Below are 18,838 nucleotides of genomic sequence, written 5' to 3'. Positions count from 1 at the left end.
GTGGTACCGCGGATAAACACATTCGTCCCTGTCAGATTGATGGCAGGGACGTTTTTTTTATAGAAAGCGAGGGAAAGGATGACAAGAGCAGAGTTACCAGAACAAATAGAAACCGAGCGACTGGTCTTGCGAGTCCGTAGAGTGGCGGATGCCGAGGATATCCATGCCTACGCTAGTTTGCCGGAGGTTGCCTACCCAGCGGGCTTTCCACCCGTCAAGACCCTGGAAGATGAGATTTATTACCTAGAACATATCCTTCCCGAGCGCAATCAAAAAGACAATCTCCCAGCGGGTTATGGGATTGTGGTCAAAGGGACGGATAAGATCATCGGCTCTGTTGATTTCAATCACCGCCACGAAGATGATGTGCTGGAGATTGGCTATACCTTGCACCCAGACTATTGGGGTCGAGGATATGTGCCTGAAGCAGCGCGTGCTTTGATTGATCTAGCTTTCAAAGAATTGGGTCTTCACAAGATAGAATTGTCTTGCTTTGGTTCCAATGTCCAAAGTCAACGAGTTGCAGTGAAGCTTGGCTTTACCCTCGAAGCTCGCATAAGGGACCGCAAAGATGCCCAAGGAAACCGCTGTGACAGTCTGATATATGGTTTGCTGAAGAGTGAGTGGGAGGTTAAAGATGAAATGTTTAAATAATAGTGACGTCGAAGAAGAATTACAAAGACTTGGTCGCACATATCTTACAGGAGATTTGAAAAACTTTACAGATTTAAATTATATAAAAACTAGTGGCCTTGAAATTGGTATTAGTAAGTATAAGGAGTTTAAATACGATCAGGCTCATCTCCATAAATGGAATAATGAGTACAATTATGTTTTAGAGGGTGAGATTAAAGTGTATATTTTTTCTGAGGCGAAGGAATATCATTTTAAAAAAGGTGATTTATTTAATATTGAACCGAATATGGCATATATGACGAAGAGTATAGCAGGGACTTATATTTTGTTTGTAAAAAGCCCTGGAGGAAACGATAAATCATTAATAGATATTTCAGATAATAATCAATTTTTAGAGTGGACTAAATCTTGGGAGGAAAAAATGATATGAAAAAGTTTAAGCTTTTTAAAGAGATTTTTTACTTTTCAAGTGAACATCTAAAGGGTGTTTGGGCATTATTTTCAACAATATTTGGAATCGTCTATTCAATGCTGGCTAGAATAGAAGTATTTTTATTTTTATTTACTTTTAGTTGTCTAGTTTCATTTTATTTTTTGTATAGAAGTTGGGCAATTTTACATAGAAGGGTTATTGATGTTGAACCAAAAAGTGATAGAAACTTTTACATAATGATGAATGATTTTGTTACTAATTTGGAGTATTATTTACAAAATAACAAATCATCCGATTCATTCGCACTAGCTGTTGGAATTGATTTTAGTTTGAATTTAGATAATTCATCAAGTGGTTCAATTTTAGGAGACTTAATCGTCTTTCTTGAAAAAAAATATTGTATTGATAAAACTTGGCTACAAAATAAAATATATGAGGCATACAGAACTCAATATTCTGATATTAGTAAGGTGAAATTTGGAGATATTATTGATATTACTCTTAAATTAGAAGAACACGAAATTGATATACTATTTGTTGTCAACTCAAGAAAAAAACAAATTAAATCTGTGATAAAAAATGATGTCTTAGATGGAGAAGATTCTAGAGTTATTATCATAAAATTATTTAAACGATGCAATGATTTAAAAATAAAATCATTAATGCTAGGTGCAATAGGAACAAATAAACTTTATTTCCCTTATAAAATTATTATTACAGAAATAATAAACGCTTACGTATACTGCATTGAAAAACAATATGAACCACAAAAAATATACCTCTCTTTACGAGAAGAGGATATGATTGATCAGGGGCTAGTACCACGTCAAATCATTAATTATATTTCACAAGCGATACGATTTATTTCAAAAAAGGAGTGACACACACATGTCTAAAGAACTTTCACCTAAATACAATCCAGTCGAGGTTGAGGCTGGTCGTTACCAAAAATGGCTTGACGCTGATGTTTTCAAGCCTTCTGGCGATCAAAAGGCTAAGCCTTATTCAATCGTGATTCCACCACCAAACGTAACTGGGAAACTCCACCTTGGTCACGCTTGGGATACAACTTTGCAAGATATCATCATCCGTCAAAAACGCATGCAAGGCTTTGATACGCTTTGGCTTCCAGGGATGGACCACGCGGGGATTGCGACTCAAGCTAAGGTTGAGGAGCGCTTGCGTGGTGAGGGCATTACGCGTTACGACCTCGGTCGTGAGAAATTCCTTGAGAAAGTCTGGGAATGGAAAGATGAATATGCCACTACCATCAAGGAACAATGGGGCAAGATGGGACTCTCTGTAGACTACTCTCGTGAGCGTTTCACTCTTGACGAAGGTTTGTCAAAAGCGGTTCGCAAGGTCTTTGTGGATCTTTACAAGAAAGGTTGGATCTACCGTGGTGAGTTTATCATCAACTGGGACCCAGCAGCTCGCACAGCCCTTTCTGATATCGAGGTGATCCACAAGGATGTTGAAGGTGCCTTCTACCACATGAACTACATGCTGGAAGACGGTTCACGCGCTCTTGAAGTGGCAACCACTCGTCCTGAGACCATGTTTGGAGACGTTGCGGTTGCGGTCAACCCAGAAGACCCACGCTACAAGGATTTGATCGGTCAAAACGTAGTCCTTCCAATCGCTAATAAACTCATCCCAATCGTTGGGGACGAGCACGCAGACCCTGAGTTTGGTACAGGTGTCGTGAAAATCACGCCTGCCCATGATCCAAACGACTTCTTGGTTGGTCAACGCCACAACTTGCCGCAAGTCAACGTTATGAACGACGACGGAACTATGAATGAGCTTGCCTTTGAATTTGCAGGCATGGACCGCTTTGAAGCTCGTAAAGCAGTCGTTGCCAAGTTGGAAGAAATCGGTGCCCTCGTTAAAATCGAAAAACGTGTCCACAGTGTTGGTCACTCAGAGCGTACTGGTGTTGTTGTTGAGCCACGCTTGTCTACGCAATGGTTTGTCAAGATGGACCAATTAGCTAAGAACGCTATTGCCAACCAAGACACAGAAGACAAGGTTGAATTCTACCCACCTCGTTTCAACGATACCTTCCTCCAATGGATGGAAAATGTCCACGACTGGGTTATTTCTCGTCAGCTCTGGTGGGGTCACCAAATCCCTGCTTGGTACAATGCTGAGGGTGAAATGTACGTTGGAGAAGAAGCTCCAGAAGGTGACGGTTGGACTCAGGACGAAGATGTCTTGGATACTTGGTTCAGTTCTGCCCTTTGGCCATTCTCAACCATGGGCTGGCCAGATGTGGACTCAGAAGACTTCAAACGTTACTTCCCAACTTCAACCTTGGTTACAGGTTACGATATCATCTTCTTCTGGGTGTCTCGTATGATCTTCCAATCTTTGGAATTCACTGGCCGTCAGCCATTCCAAAATGTTCTAATCCACGGTCTCATTCGTGATGAGCAAGGACGCAAGATGTCTAAATCTCTCGGAAACGGGATTGACCCAATGGATGTTATCGAGAAATATGGTGCTGATGCCCTTCGTTGGTTCCTTTCAAACGGTTCTGCACCAGGGCAAGACGTGCGCTTCTCTTACGAGAAAATGGATGCTTCATGGAACTTCATTAACAAGATCTGGAACATCTCTCGCTACATCCTCATGAACAATGAAGGCTTGGCCCTTGAGCAAGCAACTGCCAATGTGGAAAAAGTTGCTAACAAGGAAGCTGGCAACGTCACAGACCGCTGGATTCTCCACAACCTCAATGAAACTATTGGAAAAGTCACTGAAAACTTTGATAAATTTGAGTTTGGTGTCGCTGGCCATATCCTTTACAACTTCATCTGGGATGAGTTTGCAGACTGGTACGTTGAATTGACCAAGGAAGTCCTTTATAGCGATAACGAAGAAGAGAAAGTCATCACACGTTCTGTTCTCCTTTACACTTTGGACAAGATCCTTCGTCTCCTCCACCCAATCATGCCATTCGTGACAGAGGAAATCTTTGGACAAATTTCAGAAGGCTCTATCGTCACAGCAGAATACCCAACTGTCAACCCAGCCTTTGAAGACCTGGCGGCTCATACAGGTGTCGAAAGTCTTAAAGACTTGATCCGTGCCGTTCGGAATGCGCGTGCGGAAGTAAACGTAGCACCAAGCAAGCCAATTACGATCCTTGTTAAAACAAGCGATAACGACTTGGAAGCCTTCTTTAACAGCAATGTCAACTACATCAAACGCTTCACAAATCCAGAACACTTGGAAATCGCTTCAACTATCCCTGCACCTGAACTCGCAATGTCAAGCGTCATCACTGGAGCAGAAATCTACTTGCCACTGGCAGACCTCCTCAATGTCGAAGAAGAATTGGCTCGTCTCGATAAGGAACTCGCTAAATGGCAAAAAGAACTGGATATGGTCGGTAAGAAGCTTTCTAACGAACGCTTCGTAGCCAATGCCAAACCAGAAGTCGTCCAAAAAGAACGCGACAAACAAGCCGACTACCAAGCCAAATACGATGCGACCGTAGCACGTATTGATGAGATGAAGAAGTTGGTGAAATAAACATAGAAAAGGCGGTTTCTGATAATTATGTCTGTTATCAAAACTGCTTTTTTAGTTGTTTTATGGTAAAATATAAGGATAAAACAAAAAGCAATAGGAGGCCGATATGGAAATAAATGCAGTTGATTTATTTTGTGGCGTAGGCGGTCTAACGTATGGTATTCAACAAGCGGGTATCAATGTTGTTGCTGGTTATGATATTGATGAAAAAAGCAAATTTGCATACGAGCACAACAATAATGCTAAATTTATTTTAAAAGATGTTAAGGAAATTGAAGACGATGAAATATTAGGATTATATCCATCAGATACTGACATAAAAGTACTGATCGGATGTGCTCCCTGTCAACCTTTTTCGACATATAGTCACAAATATAAAAATAATAAAAATACAATTCAAAAGATGGATTTACTAGACTACTTTGGAAAGCAAGTTAGCTTGGTAAAGCCAGATATTGTTTCAATGGAAAATGTACCACAATTAGCTAAAGAAACTGTTTTTAACAATTTTTTAACATTACTAGAAACTGAAGGATATAAAGTAAATTGGAAAATTGCTTTTGCCCCTGCTTATGGCATTCCCCAAAATAGAAAACGTTTGTTACTTCTAGCATCTAAATTTGGAGAAATTTCCTTTATAGAAGAGTTGTCTACAAGGGATTACCCGACTATTAGACAGGCTATAGGGGATCTGCCAAAGTTAAATGCTGGAGAGACCGATCCTTTAGATGTGTTGCATACAGCTCGAAAACTATCTGATATTAATTTAAGTCGAATTCGTAGTTCTAAGCCAGGAGGGACGTGGAGAGATTGGGATGATTCTTTATTACCGGAATGTTTTAAAAAAGAGAGTGGCGCAACTTATGGTTCCGTATATGGTAGATTAGAGTGGGATAAACCATCTTCTACAATAACAACTCAATTCCCCGGCTATGGAAATGGTAGATTTGGGCATCCAGAACAAGATAGGGCACTTAGTCTTAGAGAAGGAGCTATTTTACAAAGTTTTCCAAGAACCTATCAATTTATCAATGATTTAGACTCATTCTCCAATCAAAGAATTGCAACACAAATTGGCAATGCTGTACCTCCAAAGTTAGGTGAAGTAATTGGAGCAAGTATAATGAAACATTTGGAAGTGTATTATGAAAAAACAACTTGATTTATTTAATGAAGAAAATAAAAAAGAAATTGAAAAACAAATTTTAGAACTAAAAAACGATTTGAATTATGATACCCGAGATTATCCTGTTGAATTTATTGTTTCGCTATACGAAAATGATTCAAGAATATTTACGCCTGATTATCAACGTGAAGAATCACTTTGGAGTATTTTGTATAAATCACGATTTATTGAGTCATTGATTTTAGATTATCCTATTCCTCTAATTTTTTTAGCTGATACTCCTGAAGGTAAATTAGAAATTATTGATGGTTTACAACGAATTTCAACATTAACTGAATTTTTAAATGATGATTTTGAATTGGAACATCTTAGAAAACTTACAAAACTTAATAATTGTTCTTTTGAAGATTTACCAAATTCAGAAAAAAATAGGTTAAGGGCTAAATCATTAAGAATTATTGTTTTAAAAGAGTCTACCCCAAATGAAGTTCGTAAAGATTTATTTGATAGATTAAACACAAGTTCTCTTCGTGCAAATTCAAGTGAAGTTAGAGCAGGTAGAGAAAGTGATAATCCGTTGATGAGGCTTATAAAAGAACTTAAAAGTGATCCGATATTTATAGAAAATACTAACCTTTCAATAAGTGCAATTAACAGGAAAATGGATATCGAATTAATTAGTCGTTTTTTTGCATATAGCAATGATCTAAACTCATATGATGGCCATGTGACAAATTTTGTTGATCGTTACATTGCTAAAGAAGGTGAAGCTTGGGATGAATTCAAGGAAGAACATTTCAAAGCTGAATTTAACAATACAATGCAATTCGTTCAGCATTATTTTGATAGAGGATTTCAAAAAGAAGATAGAAAACAAACACCTCGTGTGAGATTTGAAGCTATAGCAGTGGGTGTTAATCTTGCCTTGAGAGATAATCCTAAGTTAGAAAATGTTATTACCAGAGATAAAATAATAGAGATGCTATCAAGCGATGACTTTGTTAGATGGACAACAACAGATGCAGCAAATAATAGAAGTAAAGTTATAGATCGGATTTATGGTGTTAAAAATTTCCTATTAACAGGAAATTTCACTTCAGAATAATTAATATGGATAATTTAAAAATTGAGGTAGATCGTTTTATTGTTTTTTTAAAGAGTATTGAAAGAACGTTTGTTGGAGTTCCTTTTGATGATTGCGATAGTTTTAAAGTTGAGATTATTCAACATAGTGAAGCTGAAGCTGTTTTTAAATCTATGAAATCAAATGTCGTAATCATGCTATATAATTATGTAGAGGCTACTGTTAGGAAAACTATGAGTGACTTTTACAATAAATTCAATACATCAACATCCTCATACTCTGAAGTGATTCTAGAGTTAAGAAAATTGTGGATTTCAAGCAAGGTTAAAGATATTAAAGAAAATACTATTGTTGCGGATGTATTTGAAATGATTGAAAATTCTATTAATCAAGAATTTTTTATTTCATTAGATTTTGAGAAAGATTTTTCCTTATCTGGAAATGCTGATGTACGAACTATAAAGGAAATCTTACATAAACATGGAGTACGTTTCGAAGAATCACAGTTTTCAGATTATGGTGGTTCGTTAAAGTCTATTAAAGATATGAGAAATAGTTTAGCTCATGGAAACGTTTCTTTTGAAGATAATGGCAAAGGCTTGACAGTGGCTGATATAGAAAAATATAGAGACCATGTTTATAGTTGTATAAATAATTTTTGTGAATTAGTGAATTCTCAAAGTTTTTGATTTGATAAAATATCAAAAATTACTGAAATTATTATTAGTTGATAAAATTTCACGCCATAAAGACCCAATATTTTAGAAAGCAGGTTACTACATGACAAATTCTGTAAGTTCGAACCGCTCTGAGAAGTACAACATTGCAGCTTTCTTCTCAGGTGTTGGGGGAATTGAGTTGGGATTTGAACAGACCAACGAGTTCAGAGTGGTGTATGCCAATGAGTTTGATAAGTATGCACTTCAGACTTATCAGTTAAACTATCCAGATACCTATTTGGATGGTCGTGATATTCATGCTGTTCAGCCAGAGGATATTCCAGTTGAGCGCGTGGATGTGATTATGGGAGGCTTCCCTTGTCAAGCTTTTAGTATTGCGGGTTATCGCAAGGGCTTTGATGATGATCGTGGCGATCTTTTCTTTGAGTTGCTTCGCATGATTGAGGGATGTAAACCTCGCGCTATTTTCATTGAAAATGTTAAGAACATGGTCGGTCATGACCATGGCAATACTTTCAAGGTTATTCGTGAAGCCTTGACGGAGAACAACTACTTTATCAAGTGGAAGGTTCTCAACGGGAAGGACTACGGAAATATCCCACAAAACCGTGAGCGGATCTACATTGTTGGTTTTGATACTAAAGAAGCTTACGACTTGTTTGAATTCCCAGAGGAAATCAAACTAACAACGACCTTGGCTGATGTCATTGATTTTGGTGCCAAGCCAGATGAGGCCTACTATTATCGAGAAGGCAAGCAAAATTTCTACGACCAGTTGAAGTTTGAAGTGACTAGTCAAGATACGGTTTATCAATGGCGCCGTCAGTATGTCCGTGAAAACAAAAATGGCGTTGTTCCTACCTTGACTGCTAATATGGGAACAGGCGGTCACAATGTTCCTCTGATCCTGACTGACAGTGGTGAGATTCGGAAGTTAACTCCCAAAGAAACCTTTAATGTTCAAGGTTATCCTAAATCCTTTAAAATCCCAGAAGGGGTTTCTAATGGTCAGCTCTACAAACAGGCTGGAAACAGTGTGGTTGTTCCTGTGATTAAACGCATCGCAGAGCGGATTGCTTTTGCCCTTAATGAGAGCAATGGTCCGTCACAGCTGGATCGCTCAGGGAAATTCGCTATTATCTATACTAAGATGAATGGCCAGTTTGAAGGCCAGTCTTATGTGAAAGATTTTGTCTCCTCCTATGAAGAAGCAGAGAAGAAGATTGCCTCTTATGAGGATGGTCTTGCCATTTTATCAGATGAAGATTATTTCAGATTGGTAAAAAAACGTGGAAATTTAGAGTTTTATAGCATTATTTAACGAATTATATAAGTAAGGGGACTAGTGAAAAACTAGTCTTCTTTTGATATACTTAAATAAGAAGTGAGGATTGATTTATGTGGGAACACCTAAAACAAGAACAAAAAGAGAAATATAAGACTCTCATTACCAACTTTGCTAGTCTGAGTGAGGCCTTTTCTCAGAAAGCAGAAAACGAAGATTCTGATGACCTAGAGAGCTATGTCGCTCCGATTGTCAATTCAAAATTCCAAGAGACTGTTTTCCAAAAGGCTTTTCATGCTGTCGGTGAGGATATTGCCAATACTTCCTATGATGCTTCGCTTGTCGTTGATGAGCAACATAAGTATTTGGTTGGGATTAAATCCTTTGGTTTGGACTCAGGGGATCAAAAGATTGCTCAGTTCAAGAAAGATTCACAGTCTTGGAATGAGTTGTTGAGTGAAATTCGATTTCACGCTGAGATTTCACCGGACAAGGAGACAGCTGATAAAGAAAATCGTGCTCGTTATGAAAGACTTGCCCGTGAGATTGCGACCTTGCGAAATCAACGGATTGAATCCTCAAAAGCACTGATAAGGGGATTTCATTCTGATTCTAGCCATGTGGAAGCAGTTTATCATGTCTTGATGCCGACTTCCAAAGGACACAAACCTCAGATCCATGTAGGAGAGACAACTTATCTGCCTGTTGACCTCGATCATCTCAAGATTTTAGGTTCGACGACCAAGAACAATCCGACTAATTTCCGTTTTACAGATGGCCAGCACGATTACAAATACACGGCTGCAGATAGTCAGCTCCATATGACCTTTAGGAATAAGGAGATTGTAGTTGACACCTGGGATGTGAATTATGTCGAAGATCCCTTTTATCTTTTTGAACACCTTCATTTATTGACCTCGGAAAAAAGTGATTCAGAGATTCTTGAGACGGTGTCGTGGGTGATCACAGATAAGCACGGAAATGTAGAAGAAAATTCTGGCTTTAACGCTTTTAATGGTGGTTCAAAGTTAGCCAAGAAAGATCGCTTGCCACGGATTTTAAAGATTCAGGATAAGTTTAAAGATAGTCTGGCTCCAGAAGAGCTAGCTTTTGTAACCTTCTCTTTGGAAGAAATCCTCTTGAAAAAATGGTCTACCAAGGAAGAAAAAGCTCAGATGAAGTCCATTCGTGAGGACTTGATTCGCTTTGTACACCAGACAGGGAACGAAAAACTCATTAAAGAAATTGAACAGCTGGTTTATCGTCCAGTCAGTGAAGTGTATATCCCTCTTCCAGACTCCAAACATTTCCATGAGGAGCGTCCAGACTTTTTTGGTAAAGATATTGGAAAGTTTGAGCCAGGTACGAGTAAGCTTGCGCTTCCAAAAGAAGAACGGACCTTTAAGCTACGATTTTTATCATCAGGTGATGTGATTACTGCCTATATCAACCAAGAAGCTGGGAAGGCCATTCAATCAACTGATAAGCAAGAAATCCTTGGCAATTGGATCCTTCGTGGGGTCTTTCAGTTAAAAGACAGAGAGATCCTAACAGGTAAGAAATTGTCTCAACTAGAAATCAATGGTATCCGTCTTTCCAAATTCAAAAACGGTGAAATCGGCATTGACTTCATCTGGATTGATGTGGATAATCCTCCTGTAGACGCGATTGGTTGGGTTGCGAAATCCTCTTCATCTACATGATAAAAGAACCTCCTAGTTCAAATTCCGAGAAACCATTTGACATGAAAAAGAATGCTGATAAATCAACATTCTTTTTGTAATGTGTTTTATAAAATCCCAATCCTTTGACTGTTTGGCTACCAAAAATGCCTAGTCATAATTTTTCCTAGCTTGTCAGCAACAACTTAGAAAAAAATTTTTTAAATCTATTGACAGAAGCACAAAAGCAGGGTACACTATTTGCAACTAGATTTCTTCTAGATAGAAAGTAGATTGGAACTAGAATAAATTGCAGGAGGTTCTATTATGTTAGATATAGAACAATATGAAAATGGATTGGCACTTGTCTACAAATTTGGTGAGAGATTTGACGGAGAACTTAGCGCTAGGGAAGGAATAAATATTTATGCCCTTCACGCCAAAGAACACGATGGGAAAGTCCTCTTAACCATGGAAAGAGGACCAAGAAAAGAATACAGACACATGATTAAAAAAATCATTCTTACTGTAAAAGACGGTAGCTATGCAATAATTGCAGATGTAGAAGATGCAAGCAAAGGAACAAGGAAACCAATCCCCACTGGCTATACCGTTCCGTCAATCTGGGAAAAAGAGCCAGATAACATGCACTGGTTCGCACTCTACAATGTCGAGCGCATTAAAATAGAGGCGGACACATATACTTCCGCGACTACTGGCAAAGATTTATTGCAAAGTATCGCTGGGAATGGTTATATGGTATATGTTGCACTCTAAGAATGAATAACACAGTTATTTCTAAGACAAGCTCATAAGAATAATCTTATGAGCTTGTTTGATTTTATAAAATGGATTCTCTCAAATCCCTTTTACAAAAAATAATATTTTTAAAATTTTTAAAAGTTATTCAATATTTTCGAACCACACCATCTATACTTAGTAAAATTATCTGTTTAATCTAAATCATTGTTTTTTAGTTATACCGATTTCATAAGAACTAATAAATTTCGTTAATTCCTCTTTTGTATTTTTCATTTGGGCAAGTGATTTTTCTAGATCTTTTTTATCATTCTTATCCATATCTAATTCAGTATCATAACTAAGATTTTCTAAGTTTGAAATTGAATTACTGAATTCATTATAAATAGTTTTAGCTACTCCAATATCATTATTTTTATTTAATACAAAAACTTTTACTACTGTTAGTAATTTTGAACACAAGACCATATTTTGAGTAGGATTAACTAATACTTTTTTCAACAGTACAAAAGAGCTACCACTCATTATTCCAATATTTAATCCCAACAAGGCACCACCACCAGCTATTACCATTGTCCCACCTGCAACTCCTAAACCACCAGCTGCAATAGCACCTCCTCCCAGATATGCTAAAACTGCATTTGTTAATGCAGCCCCAGAAAGTCCTGCAAATTGACTTCCAAGTAATGCCACTGCTATTTGTGGCGCAAATACTGCTCCTATCCCAAGTAATACCAATGCCAAAGATACGCTTCCCAAGACTATTTTTACAAAAGTGTTTTTCTTTTTAGTTATTGTTCCAAAAGATGTTTTATAAGTTTTCTTCATTTTCGAATATATCTCTTTAGACATATAATTTCTGACAACAAATTTTTCCAACCATAAATTTTTTAAATTGTATTTTAATTTATTTTTTTGTTCGCCTTCATTCAGTGGATAATATGGTTCAAAAACATAAGTCTCTAAAATAACTAAATCAAGCCAAATAGATTTTGACTTAACCTCTATCCTAGAAACCCAATTTCTCAATTCCTCTTCATTTTTTACCCACTTACTATTATATTCTTGGTGTGTTACTTTGAAAACTGACTCGATGCTTTTTTGCCATTCTTGTAACCATTTAGTCTTTTGTTTTTTTCTAGTTTCATCTTTCTCATTTTTAATATCCTCAATAGTTTTTAAAAACTGAAAATTATAGAGGATTTCAGTTTGTTTCACATCTAATCCTAACGACTTCAGTACTTTCATGTTTTTATATCCTTCTAAATTTTTCATAGATAGTGTAAGTTATGTTCCTTACGGTAAACTAACTTTCATTTTTCATCAAACATTGTTTTGAGATAATAATAATTTTCTTTCTTTCTTCTTCTGTCAGTTCATATTCCCTCAATAAACTAACAATTTCTTCTAATCCATTATCACGTCCTTTAAAAACATCAAAAGATGTACCAAAAATTTCAGCTAATTTTTTTACTGTTTCATCTTTGGAATTTCTTCCTCTATACTCCCATCCAGCATATTGGACTTGAGCCACACCTAATTTTTCAGCAACTTCTATTTGAGTAAGTCCTGCATGAACTGCACCCCAAAATCCTTATTTTAAAGGGATTTTTCATATTTTCCCACTAGTTTTCTAGGAGGTTGCTTTGTATTCTGTGGTAAGGCTGTGGCCTAGGTAGGTATAAATCCGTGTCAGTGGAGATTGGGGATGGGTGGAGACGCGAAAGTGAAAGTAGTGGTCACGATGGTCACGACTCTGGGTGTGGTGGAGTCTGAAATAGTTGCGCTGGCCTGTTGACATGGAACGGAGCAGGTCATCTTCTAAAAAGACCAAGGGGGTCGCAGTCGTTGCCAAGCGGTAAAAATCATGCTCGAACTGCTGGTAATTGTCTGAAAAATAATCGAATTGGAGTTCGTGTTTATTCAGGGCTGGTTTCATAGGTAGAATCTCCTGGTTCAATAGAAAAAATAGTCGAAAGAAGGAGAGAGTGGTAGTGCTGGCCATTTTTAATGAGGACCTCAGAAGGACTTAAGCTATAGACCTGACCGTAGTAGACGGCGATTTGATCGTCTTGGAGGCTAGAGAGGGAGAGGTAGGTCTTTTGCTGATAAGCCTGCTCGAGAAGGCAGCGGATGTCTTCGTTTGAGAGGAGGCGAAGCTCTTCTAGGGAGAGGTGGTTTGTTTGTAAGGCCGTCGAATGTTCTGAGAGGAAGAATCCAGCCCACTTGGCCATGCCTCGGTCTTGGAAGTCCCGTGCCGACTGATAGGGGAGATAAGAACGATCGATCATGCTAAGCCATCTAAACCTCCTGCAGAGTGGCCTCCGGTCAGCTTGCTTCGAGCCAGAGCGCGCGAATTTTCTAATAGGGCAGAGCCCTTCTGTAGAGAAGCAAAGCCAAATCGGTCACGGATGTGGTCAATGGTCTCTTGGAGGGCCTCTTCTTTTTGAGTTTGCTCAGGATTATCAAATAAGGAGATCAGCTGGAAGCTCTCCTCTACAAGCTTCCCATAAAAGACTCCAATCTGCCGGATGGCTCCTCCCTGATAGTGGGAACGAAAGAGTTGGATAACTTCCTTGGCTAATTGAGCGGTAGAGTTGGTCGGCTCAATCTTTCGCTGGCAGTGGATGGAGGGGAGCTGTTCCTGTTTGGAATAGCTGGCGTGGATGGAGACCAATTGTGTCTTTTTCTTTTCCCTACGCAAGCGGATCGCGACCTGCTCGGCCATCTCCCGAAAAACTAATTCAATATCGCTTTGGCGGTGGTAGTCACGGGGAAGGATTTGCGAATTTCCTAGACCGTGAGACTTTGGCCGATAGGGGCGATGGACATTGCTTTCATCGATCCCATGGGCATGAAACCAGAGCTGAACACCCATGACTCCAAATTCTTTTTTGAGCTGGTCTGGATTGGCCTGGGCCAGTTCATAGATGGAGTGAATGCCGAGCTTGTTCAGGCGTTTTTCTGTTCGATGACCAATCCCCCAGAAATCAGTTAGTTTCTTTATCTGCCAGACACGACTGGGGACGTCTTCGTAAGACCAGTTAGCCCGCATGGTTTTCTGGTGCTTGGCTTCGTTGTCTAGAGCCAGTTTGGCCAGGAGCGGATTGGCATTGCTCATCCCGACAGTAGCATAGATCCCAGTTTGCTGCCAAATGCGCTTTTGGATCCGAGCAGAAAGGAGATCTAGCTTGGAGCGTCGGTCTAGCTGAGGATCAGGAATAAAGTAGTTGAGAGAGCTGGTCAAATCGATAAATCCCTCATCGATGGAATAGGGGTAGATATCATCTGGAGCCGCAAATTCTTGAAAGACTTGCTGAATTTCCATATTGACATGGATATAGGCATTCATGCGAGGGGGCACGATAAAGGTGCGCTTGGCCCAACTTTCGATGTAGTGGACAAAGGCTGGATCTGTAGGGAGGCCTTGTTTACGGGCCAGGTAGTAATTGAATTTCCTAGTCTTGAGATCAAAGGGCAGATCGTAGCTACGTCCGACATTTTTCTTTCCAAAGACCTGCTTAAAAACGGGGGAACTGGCTAAGATGAGGCCAGCAGAATTGTCGCTCCGACTCATGACACAAAGAGAAGTCGTCAAGGGATTGAGGCCGAGGCGGACGCATTCACAACTGGCATAGAAACTTTTCATATCCACAAAAGCAATATCAGACCTTGGCTCACGTGAATAATCAAAAAGCATGTCTAGACCTCCAGAGGGAGGAAGTGGCCGACCACGATACCGACAATTTTTGGTTCATCTTCGTAGGGAGCAAAGAGGTCATCATAGGCTGGGTTGATAGACTCTAGGCGGAGGCCCTCCTCTTCCCGATAGACTTTTTTGATATAGGTCTTTCCGTTCCACATGAGGGCGTAGACCGCTCCATCATAGTCAAATCCAGTCTGTTTCATCAAGGCAACAGAACCGTTTGGATAGCTTGGTTCCATCGAATCACCAGAGACCCAAGAGGCAAAGTCGTGTTGGATCTCTTGGTCAAAATAAACGGTCTCGTAGTCGGTCTCATTGTCATAAAAGGTATGACCATGTCCGGCTGCCAAGTCGATAGAGAGGACACGGTAAGGGACCAAAGAGACCACCTTCTCTTGCTCTGCTAAGAGTTGGCTAGCCAAAAGATCGACCTTTTTCTGACGGGGCGGGGTTAATAAAGGGTAGGTGAAAAGCGCTGAGCTCTTGTCGACAAAGTAGTCCTCTTTAACGGAGAGGCGCTTGGCCAACCTCCTGAGATTTTTATCGTGTGGCTCTGCTAAGCCATTCTCCCAACTAGAGTAGGTCTTGCGACTAATCTCTAAGGATTCGTAGACCTGGGCTTGGGTTAGGCCGAGCTCCAGTCGCCGGTCTTTTAATTTTTTTGCATCAAACATCTGCATTCTCCTATGTAACGTTTTAAAAGTTACATATAGTATAGCAAAAATAAATTCGGACTTCAAGAGAAAAGTGAGAGGATTTTTCTTTGGCAACGAAAGGGATGTGGTTCAGCAGATCTCAGACTGGAGAGAGTAGGTGTTTTTGTATCTTTTATCCAAATTTTGATATAATAATCTCTATGAAGATTGTATCAGGTACCTATGGAGGGCGTCCTCTTAAGACGCTCGAAGGAAAGACAACGAGGCCCACTTCAGATAAGGTGAGAGGGGCTATGTTTAATATGATCGGTCCTTATTTTGATGGGGGGCGGGTCTTGGATCTATATGCTGGCTCAGGTGGCTTGTCCATCGAAGCGGTATCGCGGGGGATGGAGCAGGCTGTCTTGGTCGAGAAAGACCGCAGAGCCCAAGGGATCATTGCCAGCAATATCCAAATGACAAAGGAAAGCCACAAATTTCAATTGCTGAAGATGGAGGCTCACCAAGCACTCAGCCAATTGCAGGGGACCTTTGACCTTGTTTTCTTAGATCCTCCCTATGCCAAGGAGCAGATCGTAGCCGATATTGAAACCTTGGCTGAACGAGACTTGCTGGGAGAAGAGGTCATGGTCGTCTGTGAGACGGACAAGGCAGTAGACTTGCCTGAGGAGATTGCTTGTCTAGGAATCTGGAAAGAAAAAATCTACGGAATTAGTAAGGTAACGGTTTATGTCAGATAAAATAGGGTTATTTACAGGTTCATTTGACCCAATGACCTTGGGACACTTGGATTTGATAGAGCGAGCTAGTCGCTTGTTTGATTGCTTGTATGTAGGCATCTTCTTTAATCATGAGAAGAAGGGCTATTTTACCATTGAGCAAAGAGAGGCCATGGTGACAGAGGCAGTAGCTCATTTGTCCAATGTAAGAGTCATCATCTCAGAGGCAGAGTTGGCAGTAGAAGTGGCTAGACGGTATGGAGTGACGAGCTTAGTTCGAGGCCTGCGAAATAGCCAAGACTTCCTCTATGAAAGCAACATGGACTACTTCAATCACCAGCTGGCTCCAGAGCTTGAGACCATCTATCTTTGTACCCAGCCCCAGTACCAGGCCTTGAGCTCGACGAGAATTCGCGAGTTGCTGACCTTCCAGCAAGATGTCAGTGCCTATGTCCCAGAGAGTGTTATAAAGGAGATGAAATAAAAGGAATGAATGAATTTGAGAAACAAAGGGATCAGTTACCAGAAAGCCCATTTGAACCTGTACGCAAAAAAGATAGTGTGTGGAGAACCTATCGCTGGCCGATTATTGGGACTTTGCTTCTGATTCTGGCCTTGCTAGCTTTCTTTGTTCCCCTGCCCTATTATCTGGAAATGCCCGGGAGTTCAGAAGATATTCGCCAAGTGATGCGCGTCAACCAGAAAAATGATGAAGCATCTGGTTCGTATGATTTTGTCACTGTTGCCGTCAAGCAAGCGACCTTCTCGGATATAGTCTATGCCTGGGTGACTCCTTTTACAGACATCCACTCTGAACAAGAAATGACTGGTGGCAGTTCCAGTGAGGAATTTTTCCGGATTAATCAATTTTATATGGAAACCTCTCAAAATACTGCCAAATACCAAGGATTAAAAACTGCTGGTAAAGAGACAGAGATGGAATTCTTAGGTGTTTATGTCATGCAAGTAGCAGAAGACTCTACTTTCAAAGGCGTTCTAAATATTGCGGACACGGTTACGGCTGTGAATGACAAAACCTTTAAGAGCTCAAAAGAGCTCATCGAGTATGTTGGTTCCCAAAAAATTGGGGACAAGGTCACAGTGACCTACACAGAAGATGGCCAGACCAAGACAGCTGAAGGAAAGATTATTAAGTTGGTCAATGGCAAGAATGGGATTGGGATTAGCTTGATTGACCGAACAGAAGTGAAGAGTGACGTGCCAATTGAGTTTGCGACAGCTGGCATCGGTGGCCCAAGTGCCGGGATGATGTTTAGTTTGTCCATCTATACCCAGGTAGCGGATCCAGACCTTCGTCAGGGACGCCACATCGCGGGGACAGGGACCATTAACCATGATGGGACTGTCGGAGATATCGGTGGAGTGGATAAGAAAGTCGTGGCGGCAGATCGCGCTGGTGCTGAAATCTTCTTTGCCCCTGATAATCCGGTGACAGAGGAAGTTAAAAAGAATAATCCTAATGCCAAGAGCAACTACGATGAAGCGGTAGAAACAGCTAAAAAAATTAAGACCAAGATGAAAATTGTCCCTGTCAAAACCTTGCAGGATGCTATTGATTATTTGAAAAAGAATTAAAGTAGCTTGCTCGAAAAGAGAGTGGGACAGAAATCGGTCATTCGTTAGAATTCGATTTCGTCGTCCCACCTCCGCACAGTTGAGTAGGGCTGTAAAAGCTGATGAAATCAGCGTAGTAGAGCCCACTCAACCACTGCGTCTTGCTCGACAATCCAAAGATAATTGAGAGGCTAGGACTTTTGTCCCAGCCTCCTTTTTATTTTCCGTCTGAGTAAGCTTTGAAAAAGCCTATTTTTTCTGATGAGACAGGAAGAAGAGGTAAATTAAATCGTCAGACTTTTTACAGAATCTCTCTTTTCCGTTGAAATTCTATCTAAAGCTAGGGATTTATGATAAAATAAAGTGTTACAACTAAAGGTATGAATAAAGGAAGGCTATGCGCAAAGAAATATCCCCTGAATTATTTAATTATAATAAATATCCTGGACCGGAATTTCGTCTGGTCGGCAATCAAGTGCTAGCAGAACAATTGACATTTGAGCTGGTTGAGAACCAAAATGATGCCTTTGATGCGACGGTCTTTGGTCAGCGTTTTTCAGAGGTTTTAACCAAATTTGATTATATTGTCGGTGATTGGAGCAATGAACAGTTGCGTCTACGTGGTTTCTATAAGGACGATCGTCCGGTCACAGATGCAGAGAAAATCAGCCGCCTGGAAGATTATTTATTAGAATACTGTAGCTATGGCTGTGCTTATTTTGTCCTAGAAAATGCAGAACCCCGTCGAGCATCCTTTGACAAGAAATCTTCTCCAAAACAACAGGAAGAGGGCAACCGTTCTACTAAGCGTGGCGGTCGTCAAAATCGCCGAAATCGTTCTAAAAATCAGCAACGAGAACGTGAACAAGAGCAAAAACAAAAGACTTCTCAACCAAAGAAAAAGAACCGTCAGCGGTCTAGAAAAAAAGATGCACAGGGTGGGCAAGAACGCCACTTTGTCATCCGTCAAAAGTAAAG

At 40.0% G+C, this 18,838-nt stretch carries 20 protein-coding genes; 14 read left to right on the top strand and 6 right to left on the bottom strand.

Annotated features, from left to right (window positions below; translation table 11 throughout):
• Positions 1-78 precede the first annotated feature (78 nt).
• The 10 genes from D7D50_RS00340 to D7D50_RS00295 all read left to right on the top strand — a co-directional run bounded on the left by D7D50_RS00340 (position 79) and on the right by D7D50_RS00295 (position 11,222).
• A complete protein-coding gene (locus D7D50_RS00340; RefSeq protein ID WP_120701178.1) occupies positions 79-654 on the top strand; it encodes a GNAT family N-acetyltransferase in 576 nt (191 codons plus the stop codon).
• Entirely contained in the window at positions 638-1,066 is a 429-nt protein-coding gene (locus tag D7D50_RS00335) for a cupin domain-containing protein (protein WP_120701177.1), read from the top strand. Before D7D50_RS00340 ends, D7D50_RS00335 begins: the two co-directional genes overlap by 17 nt.
• The gene (locus D7D50_RS00330) at positions 1,063-1,950 is read left to right on the top strand and encodes a hypothetical protein (protein WP_120701176.1); all 888 of its coding nucleotides are present in this window, start codon (positions 1,063-1,065) and stop codon (positions 1,948-1,950) included. Before D7D50_RS00335 ends, D7D50_RS00330 begins: the two co-directional genes overlap by 4 nt.
• 7 nt (positions 1,951-1,957) lie before the next feature.
• On the top strand, positions 1,958-4,609 hold the full coding sequence (locus tag D7D50_RS00325; protein WP_120701175.1) for a valine--tRNA ligase: 2,652 nt from the start codon (positions 1,958-1,960) through the stop codon (positions 4,607-4,609).
• Between the two features lie 106 nt (positions 4,610-4,715).
• A complete protein-coding gene (locus tag D7D50_RS00320) occupies positions 4,716-5,771 on the top strand; it encodes a DNA cytosine methyltransferase (protein ID WP_120701174.1) in 1,056 nt (351 codons plus the stop codon).
• Positions 5,755-6,840 carry a DUF262 domain-containing protein gene (locus D7D50_RS00315; protein WP_120701173.1) on the top strand — a complete coding sequence of 362 codons (1,086 nt, stop codon included), beginning with the start codon at positions 5,755-5,757 and terminating at the stop codon, positions 6,838-6,840. The genes D7D50_RS00320 and D7D50_RS00315 overlap by 17 nt, the downstream gene beginning before the upstream one ends.
• A 5-nt stretch (positions 6,841-6,845) precedes the next feature.
• Entirely contained in the window at positions 6,846-7,508 is a 663-nt protein-coding gene (locus D7D50_RS00310) for an MAE_28990/MAE_18760 family HEPN-like nuclease (protein WP_120701172.1), read from the top strand.
• Positions 7,509-7,599: 91 nt separating this feature from the next.
• Positions 7,600-8,820 (top strand): DNA cytosine methyltransferase, encoded by a 1,221-nt coding sequence (gene dcm / locus D7D50_RS00305; protein ID WP_120701171.1) that lies wholly within the window; start codon positions 7,600-7,602, stop codon positions 8,818-8,820.
• A 77-nt stretch (positions 8,821-8,897) separates the two neighbouring features.
• Positions 8,898-10,487: a hypothetical protein gene (locus D7D50_RS00300; protein WP_120701170.1), complete on the top strand. Its 1,590-nt coding sequence runs from the start codon at positions 8,898-8,900 to the stop codon at positions 10,485-10,487.
• Positions 10,488-10,772: 285 nt separating this feature from the next.
• Positions 10,773-11,222, top strand: coding sequence for a hypothetical protein (locus D7D50_RS00295; protein ID WP_120701169.1), 450 nt, complete (start codon positions 10,773-10,775; stop codon positions 11,220-11,222).
• A gap of 186 nt (positions 11,223-11,408) precedes the next feature.
• Here the strand turns inward: D7D50_RS00295 and D7D50_RS00290 are convergent, their stop codons facing one another.
• The 6 genes from D7D50_RS00290 to D7D50_RS00265 form a co-directional block, all read right to left on the bottom strand.
• Positions 11,409-12,452 (bottom strand): hypothetical protein, encoded by a 1,044-nt coding sequence (locus D7D50_RS00290; RefSeq protein WP_162614518.1) that lies wholly within the window; start codon positions 12,450-12,452, stop codon positions 11,409-11,411.
• Between the two features lie 58 nt (positions 12,453-12,510).
• Positions 12,511-12,738 (bottom strand): XRE family transcriptional regulator, encoded by a 228-nt coding sequence (locus D7D50_RS00285; RefSeq protein WP_335926149.1) that lies wholly within the window; start codon positions 12,736-12,738, stop codon positions 12,511-12,513.
• Between the two features lie 99 nt (positions 12,739-12,837).
• A complete protein-coding gene (locus D7D50_RS00280) occupies positions 12,838-13,143 on the bottom strand; it encodes a DUF5960 family protein (RefSeq protein WP_023026420.1) in 306 nt (101 codons plus the stop codon).
• Entirely contained in the window at positions 13,124-13,495 is a 372-nt protein-coding gene (locus D7D50_RS00275) for a hypothetical protein (protein ID WP_120701166.1), read from the bottom strand. The genes D7D50_RS00280 and D7D50_RS00275 overlap by 20 nt, the downstream gene beginning before the upstream one ends.
• On the bottom strand, positions 13,492-14,904 hold the full coding sequence (locus tag D7D50_RS00270) for a Y-family DNA polymerase (protein ID WP_120701165.1): 1,413 nt from the start codon (positions 14,902-14,904) through the stop codon (positions 13,492-13,494). The genes D7D50_RS00275 and D7D50_RS00270 overlap by 4 nt, the downstream gene beginning before the upstream one ends.
• Before the next feature lie 2 nt (positions 14,905-14,906).
• Positions 14,907-15,584 (bottom strand): helix-turn-helix domain-containing protein, encoded by a 678-nt coding sequence (locus D7D50_RS00265; protein WP_120701164.1) that lies wholly within the window; start codon positions 15,582-15,584, stop codon positions 14,907-14,909.
• Between the two features lie 182 nt (positions 15,585-15,766).
• Between D7D50_RS00265 and rsmD the strand changes: the two genes are divergently transcribed.
• From rsmD to D7D50_RS00240, 4 genes are all read left to right on the top strand, one after another.
• A complete protein-coding gene (gene rsmD / locus D7D50_RS00260; RefSeq protein ID WP_117745082.1) occupies positions 15,767-16,306 on the top strand; it encodes a 16S rRNA (guanine(966)-N(2))-methyltransferase RsmD in 540 nt (179 codons plus the stop codon).
• On the top strand, positions 16,296-16,769 hold the full coding sequence (coaD, locus tag D7D50_RS00255; protein WP_023026429.1) for a pantetheine-phosphate adenylyltransferase: 474 nt from the start codon (positions 16,296-16,298) through the stop codon (positions 16,767-16,769). Before rsmD ends, coaD begins: the two co-directional genes overlap by 11 nt.
• 5 nt (positions 16,770-16,774) lie before the next feature.
• Complete coding sequence (locus tag D7D50_RS00250; RefSeq protein WP_023026431.1) at positions 16,775-17,881, top strand: SepM family pheromone-processing serine protease; 1,107 nt, start codon at positions 16,775-16,777, stop codon at positions 17,879-17,881.
• Positions 17,882-18,257: 376 nt separating this feature from the next.
• Entirely contained in the window at positions 18,258-18,836 is a 579-nt protein-coding gene (locus D7D50_RS00240; protein WP_120701163.1) for a YutD family protein, read from the top strand.
• The last annotated feature ends 2 nt before the right edge of the window (positions 18,837-18,838 follow it).

The organism is Streptococcus koreensis (assembly GCF_003627135.1).
In the GTDB taxonomy this organism is placed as follows: domain Bacteria; phylum Bacillota; class Bacilli; order Lactobacillales; family Streptococcaceae; genus Streptococcus; species Streptococcus ilei.
The sequence above is the reverse complement of the archived record's forward strand: the minus strand, read 5'-3'. Positions and strand labels throughout refer to the sequence as shown.